At 38.6% G+C, this 22,884-nt stretch carries 26 protein-coding genes and 1 riboswitch; of the genes, 13 read left to right on the forward strand and 13 right to left on the reverse strand.

Translation table 11 applies throughout. The features are described from left to right. Window positions 1-70 precede the first annotated feature (70 nt). A complete protein-coding gene (locus CYG50_RS09550) occupies window positions 71-304 on the forward strand; it encodes a DUF1480 family protein (RefSeq protein WP_102138682.1) in 234 nt (77 codons plus the stop codon). 440 nt (window positions 305-744) lie between these two features. On the opposite strand, the gene CYG50_RS09560 is transcribed toward CYG50_RS09550, so the two are convergent. From CYG50_RS09560 to ftnA, 4 genes are all read right to left on the reverse strand, one after another. Next, window positions 745-1,092, reverse strand: a complete 348-nt coding sequence (locus CYG50_RS09560; RefSeq protein WP_102138683.1) for a DUF2511 domain-containing protein — start codon at window positions 1,090-1,092, stop codon at window positions 745-747. 64 nt (window positions 1,093-1,156) lie between these two features. After that, complete coding sequence (copD, locus tag CYG50_RS09565) at window positions 1,157-2,053, reverse strand: copper homeostasis membrane protein CopD (protein WP_102138684.1); 897 nt, start codon at window positions 2,051-2,053, stop codon at window positions 1,157-1,159. Between the two features lies 1 nt (window position 2,054). Then, entirely contained in the window at window positions 2,055-2,441 is a 387-nt protein-coding gene (copC, locus tag CYG50_RS09570) for a copper homeostasis periplasmic binding protein CopC (RefSeq protein WP_102138685.1), read from the reverse strand. Window positions 2,442-2,671: 230 nt separating this feature from the next. Next, window positions 2,672-3,175, reverse strand: coding sequence for a non-heme ferritin (gene ftnA / locus CYG50_RS09575; protein ID WP_102138686.1), 504 nt, complete (start codon window positions 3,173-3,175; stop codon window positions 2,672-2,674). A gap of 290 nt (window positions 3,176-3,465) precedes the next feature. Between ftnA and CYG50_RS09580 the strand changes: the two genes are divergently transcribed. Beyond that, on the forward strand, window positions 3,466-3,696 hold the full coding sequence (locus CYG50_RS09580; protein WP_004253885.1) for a DNA polymerase III subunit theta: 231 nt from the start codon (window positions 3,466-3,468) through the stop codon (window positions 3,694-3,696). A 78-nt stretch (window positions 3,697-3,774) separates the two neighbouring features. On the opposite strand, the gene yebF is transcribed toward CYG50_RS09580, so the two are convergent. Further along, window positions 3,775-4,140 carry a protein YebF gene (yebF, locus tag CYG50_RS09585; protein WP_102138687.1) on the reverse strand — a complete coding sequence of 122 codons (366 nt, stop codon included), beginning with the start codon at window positions 4,138-4,140 and terminating at the stop codon, window positions 3,775-3,777. A gap of 180 nt (window positions 4,141-4,320) precedes the next feature. Then, the gene (locus CYG50_RS09590; RefSeq protein WP_004253877.1) at window positions 4,321-4,500 is read right to left on the reverse strand and encodes a YoaH family protein; all 180 of its coding nucleotides are present in this window, start codon (window positions 4,498-4,500) and stop codon (window positions 4,321-4,323) included. Window positions 4,501-4,624: 124 nt separating this feature from the next. On the opposite strand from CYG50_RS09590, the gene pabB reads away from it, so the two are divergent. The 8 genes from pabB to mntP all read left to right on the forward strand — a co-directional run bounded on the left by pabB (window position 4,625) and on the right by mntP (window position 13,051). Continuing rightward, a complete protein-coding gene (gene pabB, locus CYG50_RS09595; protein ID WP_102138688.1) occupies window positions 4,625-5,995 on the forward strand; it encodes an aminodeoxychorismate synthase component 1 in 1,371 nt (456 codons plus the stop codon). After that, entirely contained in the window at window positions 5,988-6,548 is a 561-nt protein-coding gene (locus CYG50_RS09600) for a CoA pyrophosphatase (RefSeq protein ID WP_102138689.1), read from the forward strand. The genes pabB and CYG50_RS09600 overlap by 8 nt, the downstream gene beginning before the upstream one ends. Window positions 6,549-6,828: 280 nt before the next feature. Next, window positions 6,829-8,193 carry an L-serine ammonia-lyase gene (locus CYG50_RS09605; protein WP_102138690.1) on the forward strand — a complete coding sequence of 455 codons (1,365 nt, stop codon included), beginning with the start codon at window positions 6,829-6,831 and terminating at the stop codon, window positions 8,191-8,193. A 681-nt stretch (window positions 8,194-8,874) separates the two neighbouring features. Continuing rightward, on the forward strand, window positions 8,875-9,843 hold the full coding sequence (gene manX / locus CYG50_RS09610; protein WP_207393009.1) for a PTS mannose transporter subunit IIAB: 969 nt from the start codon (window positions 8,875-8,877) through the stop codon (window positions 9,841-9,843). 68 nt (window positions 9,844-9,911) lie between these two features. Continuing rightward, complete coding sequence (locus CYG50_RS09615; protein ID WP_004253851.1) at window positions 9,912-10,715, forward strand: PTS mannose/fructose/sorbose transporter subunit IIC; 804 nt, start codon at window positions 9,912-9,914, stop codon at window positions 10,713-10,715. Window positions 10,716-10,727: 12 nt separating this feature from the next. After that, complete coding sequence (locus CYG50_RS09620) at window positions 10,728-11,579, forward strand: PTS mannose transporter subunit IID (RefSeq protein ID WP_102138691.1); 852 nt, start codon at window positions 10,728-10,730, stop codon at window positions 11,577-11,579. Window positions 11,580-11,668: 89 nt separating this feature from the next. Next, a complete protein-coding gene (locus tag CYG50_RS09625; RefSeq protein WP_004911283.1) occupies window positions 11,669-12,127 on the forward strand; it encodes a DUF986 family protein in 459 nt (152 codons plus the stop codon). Between the two features lie 151 nt (window positions 12,128-12,278). Continuing rightward, a riboswitch (yybP-ykoY riboswitch) is annotated at window positions 12,279-12,423 on the forward strand. Between the two features lie 46 nt (window positions 12,424-12,469). Next, a complete protein-coding gene (gene mntP, locus CYG50_RS09630) occupies window positions 12,470-13,051 on the forward strand; it encodes a manganese efflux pump MntP (protein WP_102138692.1) in 582 nt (193 codons plus the stop codon). Window positions 13,052-13,083: 32 nt separating this feature from the next. On the opposite strand, the gene rlmA is transcribed toward mntP, so the two are convergent. Beyond that, a complete protein-coding gene (rlmA, locus tag CYG50_RS09635) occupies window positions 13,084-13,908 on the reverse strand; it encodes a 23S rRNA (guanine(745)-N(1))-methyltransferase (protein WP_102138693.1) in 825 nt (274 codons plus the stop codon). A 135-nt stretch (window positions 13,909-14,043) separates the two neighbouring features. On the opposite strand from rlmA, the gene CYG50_RS09640 reads away from it, so the two are divergent. Continuing rightward, window positions 14,044-14,514, forward strand: coding sequence for a GNAT family N-acetyltransferase (locus CYG50_RS09640; protein ID WP_168222885.1), 471 nt, complete (start codon window positions 14,044-14,046; stop codon window positions 14,512-14,514). Window positions 14,515-14,627: 113 nt separating this feature from the next. Here the strand turns inward: CYG50_RS09640 and CYG50_RS09645 are convergent, their stop codons facing one another. Together CYG50_RS09645 and alr are read right to left on the reverse strand one after the other, a co-directional pair. Further along, the gene (locus tag CYG50_RS09645) at window positions 14,628-15,365 is read right to left on the reverse strand and encodes a phosphatase (RefSeq protein ID WP_102138695.1); all 738 of its coding nucleotides are present in this window, start codon (window positions 15,363-15,365) and stop codon (window positions 14,628-14,630) included. A gap of 218 nt (window positions 15,366-15,583) precedes the next feature. Beyond that, complete coding sequence (gene alr, locus CYG50_RS09650; protein ID WP_102138696.1) at window positions 15,584-16,813, reverse strand: alanine racemase; 1,230 nt, start codon at window positions 16,811-16,813, stop codon at window positions 15,584-15,586. Between the two features lie 378 nt (window positions 16,814-17,191). Between alr and CYG50_RS09655 the strand changes: the two genes are divergently transcribed. Together CYG50_RS09655 and CYG50_RS09660 are read left to right on the forward strand one after the other, a co-directional pair. Then, window positions 17,192-18,286, forward strand: coding sequence for a porin (locus CYG50_RS09655; protein WP_102138697.1), 1,095 nt, complete (start codon window positions 17,192-17,194; stop codon window positions 18,284-18,286). A gap of 368 nt (window positions 18,287-18,654) precedes the next feature. Further along, window positions 18,655-19,137 (forward strand): glutathione peroxidase, encoded by a 483-nt coding sequence (locus CYG50_RS09660; protein WP_102138698.1) that lies wholly within the window; start codon window positions 18,655-18,657, stop codon window positions 19,135-19,137. A gap of 167 nt (window positions 19,138-19,304) precedes the next feature. On the opposite strand, the gene CYG50_RS22915 is transcribed toward CYG50_RS09660, so the two are convergent. The 4 genes from CYG50_RS22915 to CYG50_RS09675 form a co-directional block, all read right to left on the reverse strand. Then, window positions 19,305-19,463 (reverse strand): hypothetical protein, encoded by a 159-nt coding sequence (locus CYG50_RS22915; RefSeq protein ID WP_168222842.1) that lies wholly within the window; start codon window positions 19,461-19,463, stop codon window positions 19,305-19,307. Window positions 19,464-19,576: 113 nt separating this feature from the next. Then, on the reverse strand, window positions 19,577-20,248 hold the full coding sequence (gene ptuB / locus CYG50_RS09665) for a retron Ec78 anti-phage system effector HNH endonuclease PtuB (RefSeq protein ID WP_102138699.1): 672 nt from the start codon (window positions 20,246-20,248) through the stop codon (window positions 19,577-19,579). Between the two features lie 5 nt (window positions 20,249-20,253). Beyond that, entirely contained in the window at window positions 20,254-21,894 is a 1,641-nt protein-coding gene (gene ptuA / locus CYG50_RS09670; protein ID WP_102138700.1) for a retron Ec78 anti-phage system effector ATPase PtuA, read from the reverse strand. Then, window positions 21,887-22,819 (reverse strand): retron St85 family RNA-directed DNA polymerase, encoded by a 933-nt coding sequence (locus tag CYG50_RS09675; RefSeq protein WP_102138701.1) that lies wholly within the window; start codon window positions 22,817-22,819, stop codon window positions 21,887-21,889. The genes ptuA and CYG50_RS09675 overlap by 8 nt, the downstream gene beginning before the upstream one ends. Window positions 22,820-22,884 lie beyond the last annotated feature (65 nt).

The following is a 22,884-nucleotide window of genomic DNA, read 5'->3' on the forward strand; positions in this document are numbered from 1 at the left end:
CCATTTATACTATGCTTAACTTCGTTGGGCTGATTATATATGGTTAAAATGGATAAAATGAGGTGCAGTTATGTGTATTGTGAAATTGAAAATATCTTCCTATGAAATTAATGATGCGATTATGGCTTCCCACAAAAGCGATACCGTCAGTATTCCATGTGATTCTGATACTGACTTCTGCATGCAACTTGATGGGTGGGACGAACATACAAGTATTCCGGCAACTTTAGATGAGAAACCAGTCTTACTCTACCGTGATCGCTATGACAAAGAAAATCATCATTGGGTGATGAAACTGGCTTAATCGTTTTGTTACTATGCTTAGGTGAGTGACTAAAGCTTAGGCGAGTGGCTAAGCATATAAATGAGCAGGAACTAATAAGCTGATATGAAATGAGAACGAACAAAATAATAGGCAAAAAAAGAGGCCTGGTAGATTCCGATTACCGGGCCTTGGGAAATGGCTCTGGCAGAGCCGTGCGCTAAAATTGCCATTGAGACGTAACAAAGTACACTCTAATACTAGCTTTCAATGCACGTTCTTACCATGTTTATTATCAATAATTTCACATATTATTAACACAATTTATTTCTTAATTTTCTAAAGTTGAACTATTTGTTTAATAGGTTGAACCTATGCATGCAATAACTCAAACCTTTCAATCAATCAACATATTGAATAATATTGATAATTTTCTAATTCCCCACTTTCCTATAGGCTGATAATTTTAATTGGCAATATACTTAATTGACCACACACAATTTTTCAGCGGCTTCTTTTATCGGCAAGATTCTTTCCTCTACTGACTTGGCGCTATCAATAGGCTTAAGTAGTACATCAATAGGCTGCGCTTTTATCTCTTTCTTATTCATCAGTTCAGTCGCTATTTCATTGAGTGGATATTGCATTAATGTGGCAGGGTTAATGACGACCAAAGCCCCATTATGGCGGCACTCTAACATGACCTCCTCACGAGTAAATGGCCAATCAGCACCAAATTGTTTTTTACTCACGGATGTTAACGGTGCAGAAAAAGCTGTACTCACAGTTCCACCCAATAATAGAGAGCAAATAATGAGTTTAAGTTTCATGGTAGTGACCTTATTAAACATTGAAGATATCGTTGCATATTATCAATTAAATATAAAAGTTTAGCTAGATTGGTTGGTAGCTTGCAAAAATCGCCACAGAAAGGATCGCCATAGTGCCTAACAGTAACTCAACCCAACTGTTAATGATTAGGTAATTTACCCGCCCTTTTTGCCTAATGATCGGAACAATGTAGTAGCGATTGATAATAGCTAACAAAAGCATTCCCCCCACTAAAATGATCTTAAACCAAAGTAGTGATTGGTATTCTGACCCAGAGTAGTTTAATGGCCAGCCTGGCAAGAGAGTTACTGCGCTGATGATCCCCGTTATAATAACCAGTGCAACGGCGATATGGCCAAAACGCGAAAAACGCATCATGGTATTCACAATTTGTTTATCCATCCCTTCAGCCATCTCTTTTTTATTGCGTAAAAATTGAATGCAAATTAAAAAAGGCCACAAACCACCAAACCAATAGGCAGAACTAATAAGATGAACAAACTGATTAATACGATGAAGCATTCCGATTGCGCCATCATGCATCGCCGAGTGCCCAATAAAAGCATGCAGACCGAGTAGGATTAGCGAAAAGAGCAATATTAACTTTAATCGTAATTTGATAGGTTTTACAAATAAAACCAAAAGTAATGAAACGGATGACAAAAGTTCCCAACGCCATATTTGACCAAATGACGTCCCTAATACCCCTTGCCATATCTCCCAGTCGATACTATCTTCCCAACCATCACCCATCAAACCTGCTTGCGCAAGCATCCAGCTAAAGGCCGTTAACACTGTAACGATGGCGCAGAAGAAAATGCCTTTATTCAGATAGCGGCTTAGTAAATAATTAAATGACCCGCGACTAAGCACCACTGCAAATATTGACATTCCGCACATCAATATTGCAGCGATAAAATGAACAAAGCGAATAAGTGTGTAAAAAGCTTCTAGTGACATATTATTTCACTGTAAAGCTATACGTTCCTTTTGTTTTGTGTCCATCGACAGAAACAACGCTCCAATTAACATCATATTTCCCAGCAATGAGCTTGTCTTCAACAGGAACGATCACTTTTGTATCGTTACTTGGGTCTAATATTGCTTTACCCGTTTTCACAATTTTATTTTCAGGCCCAATAATACTGACTTTAGTGAAATTAACTTCGATACCTTCAGAAAAGCTTAATGAGATAGACTCTGGCGCTTGTTCTACTGCTGTACCTTCAGCAGGAAGCTGGTCTTTTAAATGCGCATGTGCAAATGCTTGCTGGAAAGACATTCCTAAAAAAAGAACGGCAACTGCGCTGAGTTTGCGCCATGAAGATTTAATAGGGTTAATTGGCATAGTAACCTCTTAATTTGCAGGTGAATTTAGAATAATTGCCAATCATTATACGGAAAACAAACCATTTTACCGCTTAAAAATGGGTTTTATCGCCCTATCCTGTGAGTTTTCACACAAAATGAAAAGAAAAAGACTTATGAACATTGAATTACCGTATTCATGTCCATAAGTCTAGGGAGCTTTATATCAAGTTGAAATAAAAACGATGTTTCTATTTACTGGTGTTTCGATTAAACATGTGTTGCTGCTGACAGGTTTTTTAAGTCTTTATCTAGCAAGAAGAGTGCTTTACCAGACTCACCCACCATATCCAGTTTATCCAGAACTGATTTAAATAATTTCTCTTCTTCATGTTGCTCTGCAACATACCATTGTAAGAAGTTAAATGTAGAATAATCTTGTGTTGTCATTGCTAAATGAGCCAATTTATTAATTTCACGGGTGATTAATTGCTCATGTTCGTACGTTTGGTTGAATACATCGCTAATTGATTTGAAATCAACTGGTGGCGCTGCAATTTGCCCTAACAGTGGCAATGCACCTGTGTCACTAAGATAATCAAATAAACGCTGCATATGTTCCATTTCTTCTTGAGAGTGTGCTTTTAAGAACGCAGCAGCGCCTTCATAGCCTTTGTCACTACACCAAGCACTCATTTGCAAATAAAGGTTTGCAGAGTAAAATTCAAGGTTTAATTGCTCGTTTAATTTTTTGACCATATCTGTAGTTAACATATTTATGCCTTATCGGTTAATCATTGATGAGTATATTATGCACAGTATTACAATAATTAAAACCCTAAAACAATCTTAAAACAAAAAAATCCAATTTACTGATAATTAATAACTTTTGTTAAAAACAATAATAATCAATCTCATTATCTTTTCCTGTTTTTTCTTAATAACTAAATATATAAATGGATAAATTTAACCCTTATTTTTCATTATTCCAATTAATGTATTGAGATTTTTTCTCATTATCCAGTTACAATAATAAGGGATGAATTTAACCGTAGAGATCAAATATGAGTCACAATCTTGCTTTATTGCCTAAAGATGAAATGGATAAGGTCAATGTCGACCTTTTGGCTTCCGGTGTTGCATTTAAAGAGCGCTATAATATTGCCATCATCGCTGAAGCTGTCGAGCGAGAACAACCTGAACACTTAAGGGAATACTTCAGGGAGCGACTCGTATACTACCGCCAGCTATCACAGAATTTTGCACGTATGCCTTATGAGCCGCGAAATCGCTAGCCCCACGAGCACACAAAAAAATGATGCAAAAAAGGGATAACCTGAATGGTTACCCCTTGATTCTTAAGATTAAAAAATTTATTTCGTCGTATTATATGTCACGGTGTTATTTTGGCAGTCTACCGCAACTGAATAATGTAAGTCAGATTTTGCACCACGAACAACTAGCGGTACCCTGTAACCTGTTTCGGTTTTAGTGACTTCACTATCATTGACCCATGCAACCGCTTTCTTGCCTAAAGCCGCTTTTTCGTCCGTCCAGCGAGGTAAACGATTATGCATAAAATCGCTTTTCACTTGCGCTGCAATTTGTGGCTCAGTTAACGTACCACAACTGACGAAAGGTGCAGCTTTACCTTCTTCACTATTTGCGCTTAACGCAAAAGAGCTAAAAACCAGCGCACAAGCACCTAAAACTACAGCAATTTTTTGATTCGCTTCCATACCATCCTCCGATACCTATTAATAGGTAAAGACTTTTGATTAGTTTAGCGGCTTATTTCAGCCTATTAGATACCAGTTATCTTCTGGTTATTACCTAGTCTTCATTGATAAATAGAATGACTTAACTAATATTAATCTATCAGGTTTATGTATGGATGTTAATAGTATGTTTACGGATTATTAATTTTCATCATCAAAACGAACATGGATCTGCTCTTTACCTTGGTGCTTTTCTCTAATTTCTTGAGCAACTAATGCAATTGCCTCACCACTACTCATCCCTTCCGCCATCAATTGATGAATTTTTTCAACTGCTTCTTGCTGTTCTTGGTGATTAAGTGCTGGCATACCAGAAAACATGGTTTAAACCTCATGTATAAAAGACTAAAATCAATGATTAAGATTTTAACATCTCTTCGACTATTAAGATAAGAATATATGTTAATCTGTATTGATTCACTTGCGGAAATTTAGACTCATCATTATGGTTATCAAAAAAATCCAATTACCTTATAGCCCAAACACAGCCATTGATTATTTTACCCCTCTGGCACACCAGCCATGGGCGATGTTACTGCATTCAGGTAATGCAAAACACGCCCATAATCGGTATGACATTATTGTTGCTGACCCCATTGCAACACTGACGACTTATCAGCTTGAAACAACCATCTCAGAGCCAAATCAGGCTCCTATCGTTTCTGAATCAGATCCTTTTGAGCTTCTTCAAGGATTGCTTGATAAATACCAACCGAAACATCAGGAAGAGACTGAATGTCCCTTCAACGGCGGTGCCCTCGGTCTTTGGAGCTACGATTTAGGTCGACGCATTGAAAAATTACCTGAAATTGCAACAACAGAATTGCAATTTCCAGATATGGCAGTTGGCATCTACTTGTGGGCACTCATTGTTGACCATCATGATAAAACCACCACACTCATTAGTTATGATGATGTTGAAGCTCGGCTTGCTTGGCTACAAGCCCAAAAGAAGCCCCGTAAAAACAAATTCCAATTAACGACCTCATGGCAATCAAATATGTCAGAAGAGGCATATCATCATAATATTGCCCGTATCCATGACTATTTACATAATGGTGATTGCTATCAAATCAACTTAGCGCAAAGATTCAAGGCCAAATATAAGGGCGATGAATGGAATGCATTTTTAGCGCTACTTGAGCGTAATGGAGCTCCTTTTTCTTCATTTATACGCCTCCCAGAAAATGTAATTATCAGTATTTCGCCTGAGCGTTTTATCAGTTTACAAGATGGGAATATTCAAACCCGCCCAATAAAAGGTACGCTACCTCGCCTAGATAATGAACAAGATGACCTTGCACAAGCAGAAAAACTGGCGAACTCAGTAAAAGACCGCGCAGAGAACTTGATGATTGTCGACCTACTACGTAATGATATTGGCCGCGTTGCAAAACCAGGCACGGTCAGTGTTCCTGAATTATTCGCTGTTGAAGCTTTTCCTGCAGTGCATCACTTAGTCAGTACCGTCACGGCAAAACTCGATAGCCCATACCGTGCAACTGATTTGTTACGTGCGTGCTTTCCTGGTGGTTCAATAACCGGAGCACCTAAAGTGCGCGCAATGGAAATTATCGAAGAGTTAGAACCCCATCGTCGACATGGCTATTGTGGCGCAATCGGCTATATTAGTTTCAGTGGTAATATGGATAGCAATATCACTATCCGTACTTTACTGACGTATAAAAAGCAGGTTTATTGCTGGGCTGGCGGCGGTATCGTTGCAGATAGCCAAGCAGACAAAGAGTATCAAGAAACTTTTGATAAATTAAGCCTGATCTTACCGTTATTAGGAGCGCTCAATACCGATGACTGAACTGAATAACTTTATCAGTCGTTTTCAGTTTACTTTACCGGCTACCCGCCAGTCTGAACGCAAGGCGGGTAAATCGGCGGCTGTTCTTTTACCTATTATCAATAAACCAAATCCGACGCTACTTCTCACGCAACGCTCTCCTTTTTTACGCTCCCATGCAGGCCAAGTCGCCTTTCCGGGAGGCGCTAGTGACCCAGAAGATGGCACGCTCGTCAATACCGCCTTGCGTGAAGCTTATGAAGAAGTGGCCATCCCCCCTGAAAAAGTCACAGTACTGGGTCAGTTAAGCCCCTTACAAAGTTACGGTGGCTATGAAGTCACGCCAATCGTTGGCTTAGTGCCAAATAACATTCAATACCAAGCCAACCCGAGTGAAGTCGCCGCTATCTTTGAAGTTCCCTTATTTGATGCGCTTTCATTACAACGTCATAAGTATGTCGATATTAAGCGTTCAGGGCGACATAATCGCATCTTTTTTTATTGGTATAATGGCCATTTAGTGTGGGGACTAACCGCCTCTATTATTCACCAACTAGCTTTGCAATTGGATTAACGCTTAACACAACTTTTCACCATACGATGCCAGTATTGCAGTAAAATCTATTTAAGATAACAAGATATGACGTCATATATGACAAAATATACCTCTACCACCTGTTGATTTTTTGAGCACATCACAGACATTTTGTGCTATTTACAATCAATTACCCTTCAGCAACTACCTTATTTCAAAAAATACTTTAAACTTACTGGTTAACACTACTAAATAACAGTAAAGTAGCGCCTTTTAAAATAATGCACTACATTTTCATCTTTTTTTTAAGGAGTCCTGCGTGATAAGCGTTTTCGACATGTTTAAAGTGGGCATAGGCCCTTCAAGCTCTCATACCGTTGGTCCAATGAAGGCTGGGAAAGAATTTGTCGATGATTTAGTAAGCAAAAATCTATTACCTAATGTCACTCGTATTTCAGTGGATGTTTATGGGTCATTATCGCTTACTGGAAAAGGGCACCATACTGATATTGCCATTATTATGGGGCTAGCAGGTAATTTACCTGCCACTGTCGACATTGAATCCATCCCAACTTTTATCAAAAATGTAGAAGAAACAGAAAAGTTATCATTAGCGAATGGTCTTCAGGTCGTAGACTTCCCTAATGAAGGTGGCATGAATTTTCGTCAAGACAACCTGCCATTGCATGAAAATGGCATGACAATCCATGCTTTTGCAGGTAATGATGAAATTTACACCAAAACCTATTATTCCATTGGTGGTGGTTTCATTGTAGATGCAGAGCATTTTGGCGAGTCAGCGCTTGATAGTAAACCAGTCTCTTATCCATTTAACTCTGCGGAAGAGCTGCTGCTAAATTGTAAAAAATCAGGTCTTTCAATTTCTAGCTTAATGATGAAAAATGAGTTAGACCTTCATACCAAAGAAGAGATTGAAGCCTATTTCGCTGATGTATGGCAGACGATGCAAGCCTGTATTGAACGCGGTTTAAGCACCGAAGGTGTTTTACCGGGCCCATTGCGTGTGCCCCGTCGTGCGCCGGCACTTAACCGAATGGTCACTTCATCAAGTAAGCTATCTAATGACCCGATGAATGTGGTTGATCTGATCAATATGTATGCCTTAGCCGTGAATGAGGAAAATGCAGCTGGCGGCCGTGTCGTAACTGCCCCAACTAACGGTGCCTGCGGCATCGTACCAGCGGTATTAGCTTATTATAATCATTGCATTGAACCTGTAACGCCAGAGTTATATATGCGCTATTTCTTAGCTTCAGGCGCTATTGGTATTTTATACAAAATGAATGCGTCAATTTCAGGTGCTGAAGTAGGCTGCCAAGGTGAAGTCGGTGTGGCATGTTCTATGGCCGCAGCTGGTCTGGCCGAATTATTTGGTGGCAGCCCTGAGCAAGTGTGTATTGCTGCAGAAATCGGTATGGAGCACAATTTAGGTTTAACTTGTGACCCTGTCGCAGGCCAAGTGCAAGTTCCGTGTATTGAGCGTAATGCCATCGCATCCGTTAAAGCGGTGAATGCCACACGTATGGCCCTACGCAGAACAAGTGAGCCGCGGGTTTCACTCGATAAAGTCATTGAAACTATGTACGAAACAGGGAAAGACATGAATGCGAAATATCGTGAGACATCCCGAGGCGGGTTAGCCATCAAAGTACAATGTGACTAATTTTATTCTCAATTAATTTAAGCCTTAAGCACCCTTTTCTATTCTGTTATCACTTTAAACAGTATTTTGAGGGTGCTTTTTTAATATGCATTAAAAAGTTTTTGTTATTCTTTAGTCACCTTTATCTTCCTAAATGATCCAATTCACCTAATCAATTACCCATAATTTTTCCATTGAATTAACTCAGTTTTCTTATATTCAACAAGTTACATCAAAACGAAATTAATACTATTTTGTGCTAAAGATTGTTTTGAGCTGAACAAGAGATAGCTAATCACTACTGAAATTTGGTTGTTTTTTACTCTAAAAATCAATATCGCACTATTTTATTTGCTTTTTTTGTTACCGATAACACAGCAAGAAACTAACAAAAACAAAATACTCAGATTATTAATTTTATTGAATTGAAATAAACAGCAGCAAAATGCAATTCAATATCAATTTTTAGGTATATTCTTATTTTTCTGACGCGAAACAAGTTTTTAGGATAATGCAAGATGATATGCTAATAATGTAATTGATACTAACAACACCATGAGCTAGTTAATGAATATTATGAGATGTTTGTAATTATTCAGCTAAAATTATTATACAGGGGAAACTGATAAAAAGGCGCCTAACTTAAGTGTCCATTTTATCGACAGATAATGTTTTGTTTTATCTATCTATGAGGGAAAAATAGTGAGTATAGCTATTATGATTGGTACACACGGAGTCGCTGCAGAGCAGCTTCTTCGAACAACCGAAATGTTAATAGGCGAACAAGATAATGTGTCGTTTATTGACTTTATCCCTGGGGAAAACGCAGACACCCTATTTGATAAGTACACCCAAAAGCTAACTGATTTAGATACATCAAAGGGTGTCTTATTCCTTGTTGATACATGGGGAGGCAGTCCATTTAACGCGGCTAGTCGCATTGTTAATGAGCATGATAATTATGACATTATCACTGGTGTGAATGTTCCAATGTTAGTTGAAACCTTCATGTGCCGTGATGATGACCCATCAATGAATGAACTTATCTCTGTTGCACTCGAAACGGGTCGCGGTGGTGTTCGTTCATTTAAATTCAAAGAAGCTGAAACAGAAGTAGAACCGACTCCTGTCGCATCAAGCACCCCCGCCCCAGCACCAGTGAAAGCCGGCCCCGGTGGACATATGGTGATCGCACTTGCTCGTGTTGATGACCGCTTAATTCACGGACAAGTCGCAACACGCTGGACGAAAGAAACCCAAGTTAAGCGCATTATCGTAGTCAGTGATGACGTAGCTAAAGACCAAGTTCGTTCAACATTGCTGAAGCAAGTCGCACCACCCGGTGTCACCGCGCATGTTGTCGATGTGGCTAAATGTATTCGCGTCTACAATAACCCGAAATACGCTGGTGAGCGCGTTATGTTGCTTTTCACTAATCCAACTGATGTTAAACGTATCGTCGAAGAAGGTGTTGATATTAAGTCCGTTAATATTGGTGGTATGGCATACCATGATGGCAAAACCATGGTCACAAATGCCGTATCTATCAACCAAGAAGACATTGATGCATTTAATTATTTGAACGACAAAAATATTGAACTTGAAGTTAGGAAAGTCTCATCAGATAGCAAAGTTTATATGATGGACTTGATCAATAAGCTCAAAAAATAATTTTTATATTAATTTTAATCCATTACTCAAAACAGATTTTAAAACTTTTGGTTACAGGAGATTAAACAATGGAACTTACCGTTGTTCAAATAGTAATGGTCTTCATCGTCGCGTGTATCGCGGGGATGGGATCAATCCTTGATGAATTCCAATTTCACCGTCCTCTCATTGCCTGTACGCTTATAGGTATCGTTCTGGGAGATATGAAAACAGGTATCATCATCGGTGGTACATTAGAAATGATCGCACTTGGGTGGATGAATATCGGTGCTGCCGTTGCACCAGATGCCGCTTTAGCATCCATCATTTCAACGATTCTCGTTATTGCTGGTGGGCAAAGCATTGGTGCAGGTATTGCCATCGCCATCCCACTCGCAGCAGCAGGACAGGTATTAACCATTATTGTTCGTACTGTAACGGTTGCATTCCAACATGCTGCTGATAAAGCCGCCCTCAATGGTAATCTAACTGCTATTGGCTTTATCCATATTTCAGCTTTATTACTGCAAGCAATGCGTATCGCAATACCTGCGTTAATTGTCGCCATTTCTGTTGGTACATCAGAAGTACAACAAATGTTGGATTCTATCCCACAAGTTGTTACCGACGGCCTTAATATTGCGGGTGGTATGATTGTCGTTGTCGGTTATGCGATGGTCATCAATATGATGCGTGCAGGCTACTTAATGCCATTCTTCTACTTAGGTTTTGTTACCGCGGCATTTACTGACTTCAACCTAGTTGCACTTGGGGTGATCGGTACTGTTATGGCTATTTTGTATATCCAACTCAGTCCAAAATACAATAAATCACAAACTGTTGTTACCCAAGGGAATAGTAGTAATAACAACCTTGATAATGAGTTAGACTAGGAGGAACGTATAATGGTAGATATCACAAAACCGACAGCTAAAAAGCTTACACAAAGCGATATTCGCGGCGTATTCTTACGGTCTAACCTGTTGCAAGGTTCTTGGAACTTTGAACGTATGCAAGCCCTAGGCTTCTGCTACTCAATGGTTCCAGTTATTCGTCGTCTTTACCCAGAAAATAATGATGATAGAAAACAAGCCATTAAGCGCCATCTTGAATTCTTCAATACTCACCCGTATGTTGCAGCGCCTGTTCTGGGTGTCACAATGGCAATGGAAGAGCAGCGTGCCAATGGTGCCGACATTGATGACGGTGCAATAAATGGTATCAAAGTTGGTCTAATGGGGCCATTAGCTGGTGTGGGTGACCCAATTTTCTGGGGAACTGTTCGCCCTGTATTTGCGGCTCTCGGTGCAGGTATCGCAATGACAGGTAGCTTACTTGGCCCTCTCCTGTTCTTTGTTTTGTTTAACCTTGTACGTTTATTAACCCTTTACTATGGTGTGTCATACGGCTACAAAAAAGGGATTGATATTGTTCAAGACATTGGTGGTGGTTTCCTACAAAAACTAACCGAAGGAGCATCAATCCTTGGTTTATTTGTTATGGGGGCTTTGGTAAACAAATGGACACATGTCAATATTCCACTTGAAGTGTCACGGATCAAAAACCCTACAACGGGTACTGAAGATATTACCACCGTTCAAATGATCCTTGATCAACTCATGCCAGGCTTAGTGCCTCTATTGCTGACTTTCGCCTGTATGTGGTTGTTACGTCGTAAAGTTAACGCGTTGTGGATTATTATCGGCTTCTTTGGCTTGGGTATCCTAGGTGCTTGGCTGAACTTCTTAGCGCCATAATTTTCCATCATTATTTGAATTGGGAGGTTGCAGCCTCCCTTTTTTAATTTTAAGCTCTGCATTATGTCTACTTATCCAAGGGCTCACAAATGACCTTCAATGATGCCATTCTTGCTATAATCATTTTGATCATGCTTGTTTATGCAATTTATGATGAATTCATTCAGCATTTGCTAAAGGGTAAAACCTTATTAAAAATTAATCTAAAAAGAAAACATCGGGCTGATGCTATTATTTTTATTGTTCTAATTTGTATCGTTATTTATACAAATATTGTACGTCATGGTAATTTATTAACCACTTACTTATTATTGATTACTATTTTTATGTCAATCTATTTGGCATTTATAAGAACACCTAAGCTATTCTTCAAACAAACTGGTTTTTATTTTGCTAATGCATTTATTTTGTATGACAGAATAAAAACAATGAATTTATCCGAAGACGGTGTATTAATAATAGGTTTAGAAAAAAAGAAAATTAATATTCAAGTATCACATCTTGATGATTTACAACGAATTTATGAATTCCTCATTAATCATAAGTAAGCGCTTTTTATATTGGCATTAAAAATAGGGTTAATTATCAATTTAATTAACCCTATTTTTACCAATAACCTTGTTGATAATAATTCTCACTAACATTTAATATCCACAATTAATTAAGTGTTGCCTTTAATATAAAATATGGTATCTTTCTTTCCACGTCATTGGGGAGTAGCCTGTTCTGGTTTTATATATAATACCAGAAAGTCCGTATCAACATACTCGTTTGGTTTCAAGCGTGGTGCGGACACCAAAGTTCGGTTGGCAAGACCATAGACACATAAATAAGCCTTTTGGTTGGGGGTAATTTATGTGTATATGGAATCACCCAACCGAGGTTCTATTATGAGTTTCTATGCTACCCTTATCTTAGCCCTTGCCCTGTCAATGGATGCCTTCGCTGTCGCTATTTGTAAAGGTGCAGTACTTCATAAACCCCGCTTTAGAGAAATCCTCCGTACCGGTTTTATTTTTGGTTTTATTGAAGCCATAACCCCCATTATTGGTTGGGGTATCGGGATCCTAGCTAGTCAATATGTTATCCGCTGGGATCACTGGATTGCATTTGGTTTATTGTTTGTTTTAGGTGCTAGAATGATCTGGCAGAGCATTAAAACAAAAGATGAAGAATGCTGTTCTAAACCCACTAGTCATAGCTCAACAAACCTTATTTTTTCTGCGATAGCCACCAGCCTTGATGCAATGGCTATTGGTCTCGGTTTAGCTTTCTTACAAGTAGATATTGTTCATACTGCCATGACTATCGGCTTAATGACGATGATTATGGCAACTATCGGTATGATGATTGGCCGCTATGTTGGCCCATTACTCGGAAAAAAAGCAGAAATTATTGGTGGGTTGGTACTAATAGGTATTGGTTTTAATATTTTATTTGAGCATCTTGAGTTATTTATGTACGCCCATTAGTTTTTGTGCCCCCTTATATGGGGGCAATAACCTTACTCTGCATCAGATTGATAAACACGAATTAAAAAATCAGCCGTATACTCTTTCACTTCAGCTTGTTGCAAATTCTCTTTGACCTGTTCTGATGCACGCCAAGCAAATGGTGTCATCATCAACAATTCATAAGCTTCTTGCCCTGTCAGTGCCATTTTATAATTTAATTGGCAGCTATCTATTAGCGAAAGATTGGGTAAATCTTCGTCTTTAGTTGGATGTAACTTAACCTCATCGTAAATTAACGCTTTTAATTCTTGCAGATGCTCTGCCGCAGGTGTAACGGTAATTAACATACCTTTAGAAACTAATACACGACTTAATTCTTGTGCTTTGCAGGGCGCGTAAATTCGGACAACTCCACCTAAGCTGTTATTTGAGAATGGCAAGCGATGACTTGTACCGACGCAAAAACGAACGGATTTATACCGCTTCGCCGCATAACGAATCGCTGCTTTCGAAACATCTAGGCCTAAAACTGTATATTTTTCAAAATATTTTTCTAGTTCTCGAGAGAAATAGTCTGTGTAATACCCTTCCCCACACCCTATGTCTAACAAACTAGTATTAGATGATGGAATAAACTGAATAATTTTTTCTGCCACCTTTTCACGCATCGGGTGGTAATGCCCTGCATCGAGAAATTGCCTACGCGCTTGCATCATTTCAGCATTATCACCGGGGTCTTTAGATCGTTTATGTTGCACCGGCAACAAATTAACGTAACCTTCTTTCGCACAATCGAATTGGTGGTTTTCTGCGCAGCGATAGCTGTTATGCATCAAGTTTAGCGGTGTAAAGCAAAGGGGGCATTGATAATTCATAAAAGTCACTGATTTAAAAATAAGGGTGAGTATACCATATTCAAATTAGTTTTCTTTCTGTTATATATCTTGCTTTTTAACTGTATTTTTTGTTCTATAAAAGTAATCAAAAAAACATTAGCGATGTGTCTCATGATGAAAATTAGGTTAGCAACAGCCGATGAAGCAGAACATCTTTGGTCTATACGTAACCAAGCCATTCGACATGGATGCACAACGAGTTTTGATGCAAAAACGATCAGTGCCTGGACACCTGATGAAATGCCAGTAAGTTATATATGTATTGTGAAGAATAACCCATTCTTTGTCGCGGTAAATAAGAATGATGACCCCATTGCAACTGGCTATCTTAATTTAGAGGCTGACAGTGTTGAAGCAATATTTACTCTACCACAATACACTGGCTGCGGAGCTGCTGGCTTAATATTAGATGCCATTAAAGCTGAAGCCAAAAAGAGAAACATTAAAAAATTAGTATTATATTCATCACCGAATGCGGAACGCTTTTATCAGAAACATGGATTTATTTCGATTAAAAATGGTAGCTATTACTCTTCTCTTGCACAAGCCGAGTTAAATTGTGTTCGAATGGAAATTGAATTATAACTTTCAGTATAGCTGGAGTTAAAAGCCACTAACCTATTTAGTGGCTTTATTTCTATTCAAGACTGACTATATTTGTGATCAACAGTACCTGTGACTACAGTTTTATATAACAGTTAAAAATCAGCAAATTCAGGGATAGGCTTACGTCCATGGGACTCTAAAAAGTCCAATACACGGCGAGGGGAAACATTTAAAATTTGCGATTGCGGAAAATCAATTGATTCCAACATTTCAACCACGCGATCAAAACGGCCGAGATACCCCGCAAAATGGGAGTCTGAACCTAATGCTACCCACCCGCCTGTCTCTTTAACTGCCTTAGCAATTTCTAAGCAATTCTTTTGGCTACCCGCTCTTGAATGCAAAAATGAGGAATTATTCATTTCCAAAGCAACATTACACTCTTTAGCGGCTTGTGCTACTGCTTTGATATCAATAGGGTATTTAGGGTTACCTGGGTGAGTAATTATTTGTACTTTGCCGCTGCGGATCGTGGCAATCATGGCTTCGGTATTATCAGCTAAACTTTGAGGCTCAAGAACTGGTTCATGGAAACCCGCTAAAATAATATCTAAATGGCGAGAGATCTTTTCATTGCAGTCTGTCTCACCCAACTTGTTCTTTATATTCGCCTCAATACCGTACAATAAACCGACACCATCCACAATTCTGGGTAAGATAGGCATATTACCAAAATGCCACTCATGTGGAGCATCTTGCATTTCAGGACCGTGATCGGTAATTGCAAAGAGTTTGACACCACGACTAGCTGCTTCAGCAAAATATTCATTAACAGTGCTATATGCATGGGTGCTGGCAATGGTATGAGCATGTAAATCAACTTGATACATAAATGATATCCTTCTAATTCTTTTATTTCCCTTCTGAGTCAATCCGCTCAAAAAAGACTCTATCAACCTAACATATCAGCCTAAAAGTTTCGATAGTCATTCAGCTCAACAGCATTTTATCAACATATTGCGATATATTGGATAAAATCCGAAGAGGCTTTTAGGATAAAAAAACCCGCGTTCATTGCGGGTTAAAACATACTGAGTTAAAAATCAGTTTAGTCAACTAAGATACGTTTATTGGTCGCTCCCCATAAGATTGACATTTCAGTAAATAATGCACCGCTGATATCTTCAACCTCTTCGGCAGTAATTTCAGCATTGCCTTGTTTACCAAAAAATACAACCTCATCTCCTGGGCTAACGTTTTTTAAATCAGTAACATCAACCATAACCGTATTCATTGATGTTTTTCCTAGAACAGGAACTGTCTGACCATTAATCAATGCATGTCCTGCATTGCTAAATACACGGCGATAGCCATCCGCATAACCGACAGGAATATTTGCCAATACTGAGTCACGCTTTAAGATATAGGTTCTGTCATAACCTACCGTATTACCTTTCGGGTAATGATTGACAGAAGCAATACTCGATTTCAGCGTCATTACACGTTTATAATCATTAGTCGCAACTGTATCACCATAGAAAATGCCGCCTACACGTACCATATCCAACCATGATTCTGGTACAGTAATGGTTGCATAAGTATTCGCCACATGTAATGTAATGTCTTCACGTTTTAACCCTGTAACATCCAATACTTGTTGAGACTCTTTTTTGAATTTCGCAAGGTCTTTACGGATCTGAGCTTCATCCTCTTCTGGATAATGAGACATAATGCCCACAATTTTTAATTGTGATAACGCCGCAATCTGTTTTGCTTCATCTAAGCCAGAGACATTACTGACGTCTAGCCCATTACGGGACATACCTGCCGAGTTCAGTGCTAGATGGATAGGGATCACTTTATTTTGCTTTTTCGCAATCGCATTCAAGCGCTGCGCCATTTCTAAATTACCGATTAACTCTTCCGTCTCATATTGTGTTGCTTGAGCCATTTCTTGCTCTGTCGCACTTCTCACTCGCATTAAGCGACCTTTAAAGCCTAAGTCTCTCACAGTTTTAAGCTCTTGATTATTTGTTACCCCAATACATTGCACGTTATTTTCAATCATTATTGGTGTAACTAAAGAAAGGTCATGCCCATATGCATCCCCTTTCAAAACTGCGCACAGAGAAGAGTTATCCCCTAATAGGTTTTGTACTTTTTTGATATTAAAATTCAATGCACCGCGAGATATTTCAATCCATGCGTTATTAACCACCGCAGGTTGGCTTTGTGATGCATAGGTTTCTACTGGTGTTTTAATATTATTTGGTTGCTGGCAAGCTGTCGCAGCAACGAATAAAGGGAGTAATGCCAGATACTTCAAACGAAAAGCCACGTGTCATTCCTTATTTCTAATGATTTTTACCAAAATCATTTTGATGTTTCTGAGTTATATAAAAAAAATATATATCGGTATTCAAATAATACCAACCTTAGCACTTCAAACAAGTAATAATTCATATTTTATGCATAAAAAACCACTTAAGTATAAACATAGCTCTTACATCATATTGATTTTAATTTTCTAAAAATAAAACATTTGGTTGAAATCACCATAAATTAAATTATTTTTATTATTTAATAAGTTAGCCATAATATTTCACTAATATTTAATTTTGTTACATTTTTTATTTGGCGAATTAAAATGCTTAAATGATAATAACTATCAATTAGGACCGGTTGCTAAATATCACTCAATCCATAAGGCTATATTATGAAGTACAAATTACTCGCACTCATTATTCCAACACTACTTACTACTAATGTTGCTAACTCCGCTGAAATGTACAATAAAGATGGTAATAAGCTTGATGTGTATGGGCAAATCGATGTTCGCCATCATATTGCTAAAAGCCGTAGTGGCGAAGATGGTGATGACTCACGTGTCAGATTGGGGCTAAAAGGTGACACACAAATCACCGACCAGCTCATTGGCTTTGGGCGTTTTGAATGGGAAACTAAAACTAACCAATCAGAATCAACTGAAGAAAATAGCAATCGTTTAGCTTATGCAGGCTTAAAATTTGCAGATTACGGCTCCCTTGATTATGGCCGCAATTATGGAGTTATCTATGATACCAATGCTTGGACAGACGTATTACCTCTCTGGGGAGCGGATACGATGGATCAAGAAGATAACTACATGCTAAGCCGTAACCGCAATTTACTCACTTATCGCAATAATAATGCCTTTGGTTACATTGATGGTTTAAGCTTTGCACTACAATATCAGGGTAAAAATGGCGAACAAAACCTATCATCCGGCGATGAATTAACCGATAACGGAGATGGTTTTGGTTTATCTACAGCTTATGAATTAGGTTATGGTATTTCCCTTGGCGGTGGTTATTCCTCATCTTCCCGTACACCAAAACAAAAAGATACCACAACTAGCAGTGCGACTGGTAAACGCGCTGAAGCTTGGAACGTCGGGGGAAAATTTGAATACGAAGACCTGTATCTCGCAGTCATGTATGGCCAAACGCTTAATATGAGCCGTTTTGGTAATGATAATATGGAGTCAGTAGCAAATAAAACTCAGAACCTTGAAGTGGTTGCTTTGTATTCTTTTGACTTCGGTTTAACCCCATCAATTGGCTATAACTATTCCAAAGGTAAAAACTTGGGCAGCTTTGGTGATAAAGAACTAGTAAATTATATCGCTGTCGGATCTGCATATGATTTCAATAAAAATCTAAGTGCTGTCATCGACTATAAAATCAATTTATTAAATGATAATGATTTTACCGACCATTACAAAGTCAATACCGATAATGTCCTTGGCTTAGGGTTAGTGTATCAGTTCTAATTTTAGAATTGAGTGAAAAGCAAAAGCGTCTGTAAATTACAGGCGCTTTTTTACGGGTGAGCTTTGACAATAAAAATATCTCTCATCATCTTCATGGCTTATTCCCTCAGAACGGGAAGTTTTGTTGCTTTACCCTCGATAAAACAGTTGCAAGATACAAAAGTATCTAATCCCATACATAGAGGCCCCCTTTTCCTAAATAAATTCCTATAATGGTATACCTATTTTTTCTAACGTCTTTGGTACAGCCAGTATGTTGTTTTTACCTTTAGAATTTGCCAATATAACCGGCTCAAGATTTCAGGCCTACCACACAATCAGCGGCTATATTGGCTTATGTCGATTGGCTCTACTCTAAGGATCCTACTATGACCCCCTTTCATCAATTAGCAGCGACGAGTCTCGGCGGGCAACTTATCTCTATGAAAGACTACGCTGGTAAGGTTGTTCTCGTCGTTAATACCGCCAGTCATTGTGGTTTTACACCACAATACAACGGCTTAGAATCACTCTACAAGAAATATGCTCCTCAGGGCTTTGTGGTGCTGGGATTCCCCTGTAATCAGTTTGGCAAACAAGAACCCGGTGGCGCTGAGGAAATCGCGCAGACCTGCTTTATTAACTACGAAGTGAGCTTTCCAATGTTCGAAAAAGTCGACGTTAATGGAAGCTCAGCTCACCCGATATTCCGTTACCTGAAAAACGAGCTACCAGGTCTAATGGGTGGGCGAATCAAGTGGAACTTTACTAAATTCTTGATCGGGCGTGATGGTAAACCGCTCAAACGCTTCGCGCCATTCACTACCCCTGAAAAAATGGAAGCAATAATCCTTTCGGCACTTCAAATTTAAGTGTTCACTAATTTGCTTAATTAAATCGAATGCTATTAAAGACTAAAAAAAAAGCCCATTTTTACATGGACTTAAGTCGTTATTTTGCTAGTCAGTGCCAGCTGGTTCTTATTGGGGGATTATTCCCACTCGAATATCAATGAGAAAAAAATACATCCAAATAACAGCTAGTTAGAAATGCTACCTTTCTCGATACCATCATCTGTACCATGCGCAGATTTTTTTTGATTTTTTGCAACTCGTCGACGTTTTAGTTCGGCTTTGGCCCATGCTGAGGATTCTTGCATATCACGACGAAGCTCTTGTTTCTCTTCGGTAGTAAGCATTCGCGGTCCCGATGTAACTCTAGCCACCTTGTTTCTCCAACTTGTCGCTGTGTATTTTAGAATAATTTTTTAGACAACCGTTTAGGACTTTTCATGTTGGAGTGGTTAACCATTTAAAACTGTTCGTTATGTACCCACAAATGTTCTAATGCCGTTGAATGCTGAACTGCTTTAATTCTTTCTAATGCTTCAGATAACTCCGTTTCCAAAAGTTCAGTTAGCTCATCGTTATCATCATTAACCAACATCTCCCAATAACTATCTGCCAAACTTTTTTCTCCCGCAATAGCCGCTTTTCGAGAGTTTTCTAGTGTACTATCACCATCAAGATTGAAAACAGCAATGGTGTTATCAGCAATCTCTTTTTTTTCCGGTGTTAGAGTTGTTTTAGCTCTAACCTTTCCAGAATTAAGGAACAGTATTAGTTCACTAGGATCCATTACATCAGGTTTGCATACCTTAGTAAGATCTATCTTTTTAGCTTCTGGATCCTCATCTTTGAACTTCCCGCAACGATTCGGATTTTTACATGAACCAAATAAATTATCCCAGTCAAATGTCATACTCGGATTTTGATCCTTTTGAATAAAATGCTCAATATGTCTTTTGGTATTATCTTCTTGTAACTGACATTCACAATACGCACAAAAACCACGCTGCATGATGTGGAGCTTTGCCCAAATTTCGTTAGTTAAGCCATTGTTTGAAATAACAGACCAATTATCTCGACCATGCATAAATTGAGCTAAACACAAGGGAGCATCACCACGAACTAATTTCTTCATCAGAATCACTTTCCTTTTAGTGCCCTGGCCTTTAATTTGAACTCTTGAGTTCTAATATTTCCTTTAATTTTCACAACCTCAGGATGATCAATGCCGAAATGCTTAACTATTTTATCGAATAACTTTATGCCATCCTCCGACTTCCAAAGGTTCTCTGCTACCAAACTCGAATAGTCAGAAATCCAATTGGCTTCACACACTGGGGGTACAGAAAATGTTCGCATAATTTGTTCTAAGACATCAGAGCTGCACACACCTTTGGTCTGAAATCTTGGTTTGTCTACAAAAGCAACTCCACTATCATCAAATCGAAGTATACGAATGCAATCTTTATCTACAGTAGATAGCACTTGGGGACTATGAGTAGTCACAATGAACTGTAGGTTAGGGAACGTCTCTTGAAGACCTATTAGAATTTCTTGTTGCCATTTTGGGTGAAGGTGTAATTCAATTTCATCTATGACTACAATTCCATGGCTATGTAAAGGGGCGTCAGAGTCGGGATTTAGTTTAACTAAACGCCTTGCCAAGTCTCCGGAGAGAGCTACCAACATTTTCTGACCTTGTGATAGCTGGGCTATATTCACTCTATTCCCAAAGTTATCGACCATTAGTCTGGCTTTTCCTGAACTGCGGTCGACCTCAAGATTCTTCACATCTGGAACAAGTGCTTCTATTGCTTGGTTGACTAGCTCTAAATGTCGCTGATATTTTAATGAAGATTTAGTTTTTACTAAGTTTTCTAACTCTTGCTTTTTAGCATTTAACTTGGCATTGAATACATCATTTTCTGGAGGCGCTTGATCTGCGTATACATCATCAATAGTGGCTTGCAACGTTGCGATCTGCACCTTGAGTTCTTGAACTTCCTTATTCTCTTCACCTTTTGCCCTATTAACGAGCTCGATATAAAGCTTAGAAAAATCCTCCAGTTTTCCGCTTCCATCCAAAGCGGTCTTAAGGTCAGAAAACCTATTGCTGACACTGTCTCCTGAAGCTGTTTCCGTAATCGTTGAAGATAATGGAAAGTCTGAACGTTCAACTGAATAGAATACCAAAAGTGGGATATGTATTGATGGGTTTTTGGCAGTGCTTTTATACATATGAGCAACTTGTCTTATATCGACCACATCAGTAGGAGAACTCCCCTCATACCCCAAAACAGTACTACCAATACTTACATCAAACGTATTCTGATCATCAAATTTAAATTTAGTCGTTACTTCACTGAATTCTTTAGAGTCAACATGGATATCACTTTCTGTAACAGGTCTACCAACTACGTCTGTTTTTTCCAGATTATTATTCAACCATGACAATGTCTTCGCAATAGCATCAGCAACACTCGTTTTGCCAGCGCCGTTGGCGCCTATAAGAACAGTAACTTTTTCATCAAATGAGATATCAAGATCTGTAAACCTTCTAAAATCAGTTAGGTGCATTGAAGATAAAACAAGTTTCTTTTCAAGAAGCGCAGATTCTACTTTATTAAAATATTGATAAGCTAAGTCCTCATTTTTATGCTCTACATTCTTACCTTCAAAGTAGTTTCGATACAACTGATACGAAGATTGAAAATTACCTTTATCTGAGTTTTGAATGAGGTGTTTAACCGTTCTGCTTCTATTTTTTTGTGACTTAGCCATTTGATTCCTCAATAATTTGAGTAATTAACTTAGAAGTATATTTTCGCTTCAATGATTGAACAAACATAGGCTCTACATGATTTGCAAAAGCAATAAGCCCTCTAAGGTGTTGTCTATCCTCAGTATCAAGTTTACTTAATTGAACTTGGTGCACTAAATGTTTGATATATCTTTTGCGCTCTCTTCCTAGGGAAAGAGAGCCATCATTAGTAATGGTTATACCTGTAACATGTCTATTATGGGCTCTAGATGAAAACCTAGTTTTCTTCCTATTGATTCTTATCGCCCCACCAAATAACTCAGCCAGCTTTTCTTTTACAAGCTTAGGAACGACAAAAAGAGAATCCTTGTGCTTGGTCGAGAATGTCAAGTCATCAGCATACCGCGTATAAATAATTTCTTTTTCAGCGCACATATTGCTGACAACACAATCAAATTGATACATGAAGAAATTAGATATTAGTGGAGAGCTTGGTGCTCCTATACTAAGAACTAGGGCACCTCCTGTTGTTTTACTTGGGGACCAGAAAAGTAAATTGTCTAAAGTTTGCATGTCTTGGTTAGTGGGAAGAGGCAATATTGACTTCCAAACCTCCCAAAAGAGCTTAGTAGAGATAGAATTAAAAAAATTTTCGAGATCAAGCTTAAGTAGGTAAGGATTATTTTTATGAGCAATTGCATTTTGCTTGATACCCAGACCTTTCCTATAAGCCATAGCTGAACCATGGATAGGTAACTGTTGTATTTCCAGAAACTTACGCTGATACTCTTTCAACTCTTTAGAAGGCTGAGCTATAACACGGTGCCCAGAAGTACGCTTTGGAATAGTATAGACTTTATACCTTTTAGGCGCACTCTGGAGAAAGCGACCGACTTCGTCTTCACTCTTTTTCAGCTCTAATGCTAACTGCTCTATCAAAGTCATACCTAATCCCATAAAAAAGCCCAAAAGCAACACTCTTGGGCTTTGGGCTCAACTCTTTACTAGAG

Source organism: Providencia huaxiensis, from assembly GCF_002843235.3.
GTDB lineage: Bacteria > Pseudomonadota > Gammaproteobacteria > Enterobacterales > Enterobacteriaceae > Providencia > Providencia huaxiensis.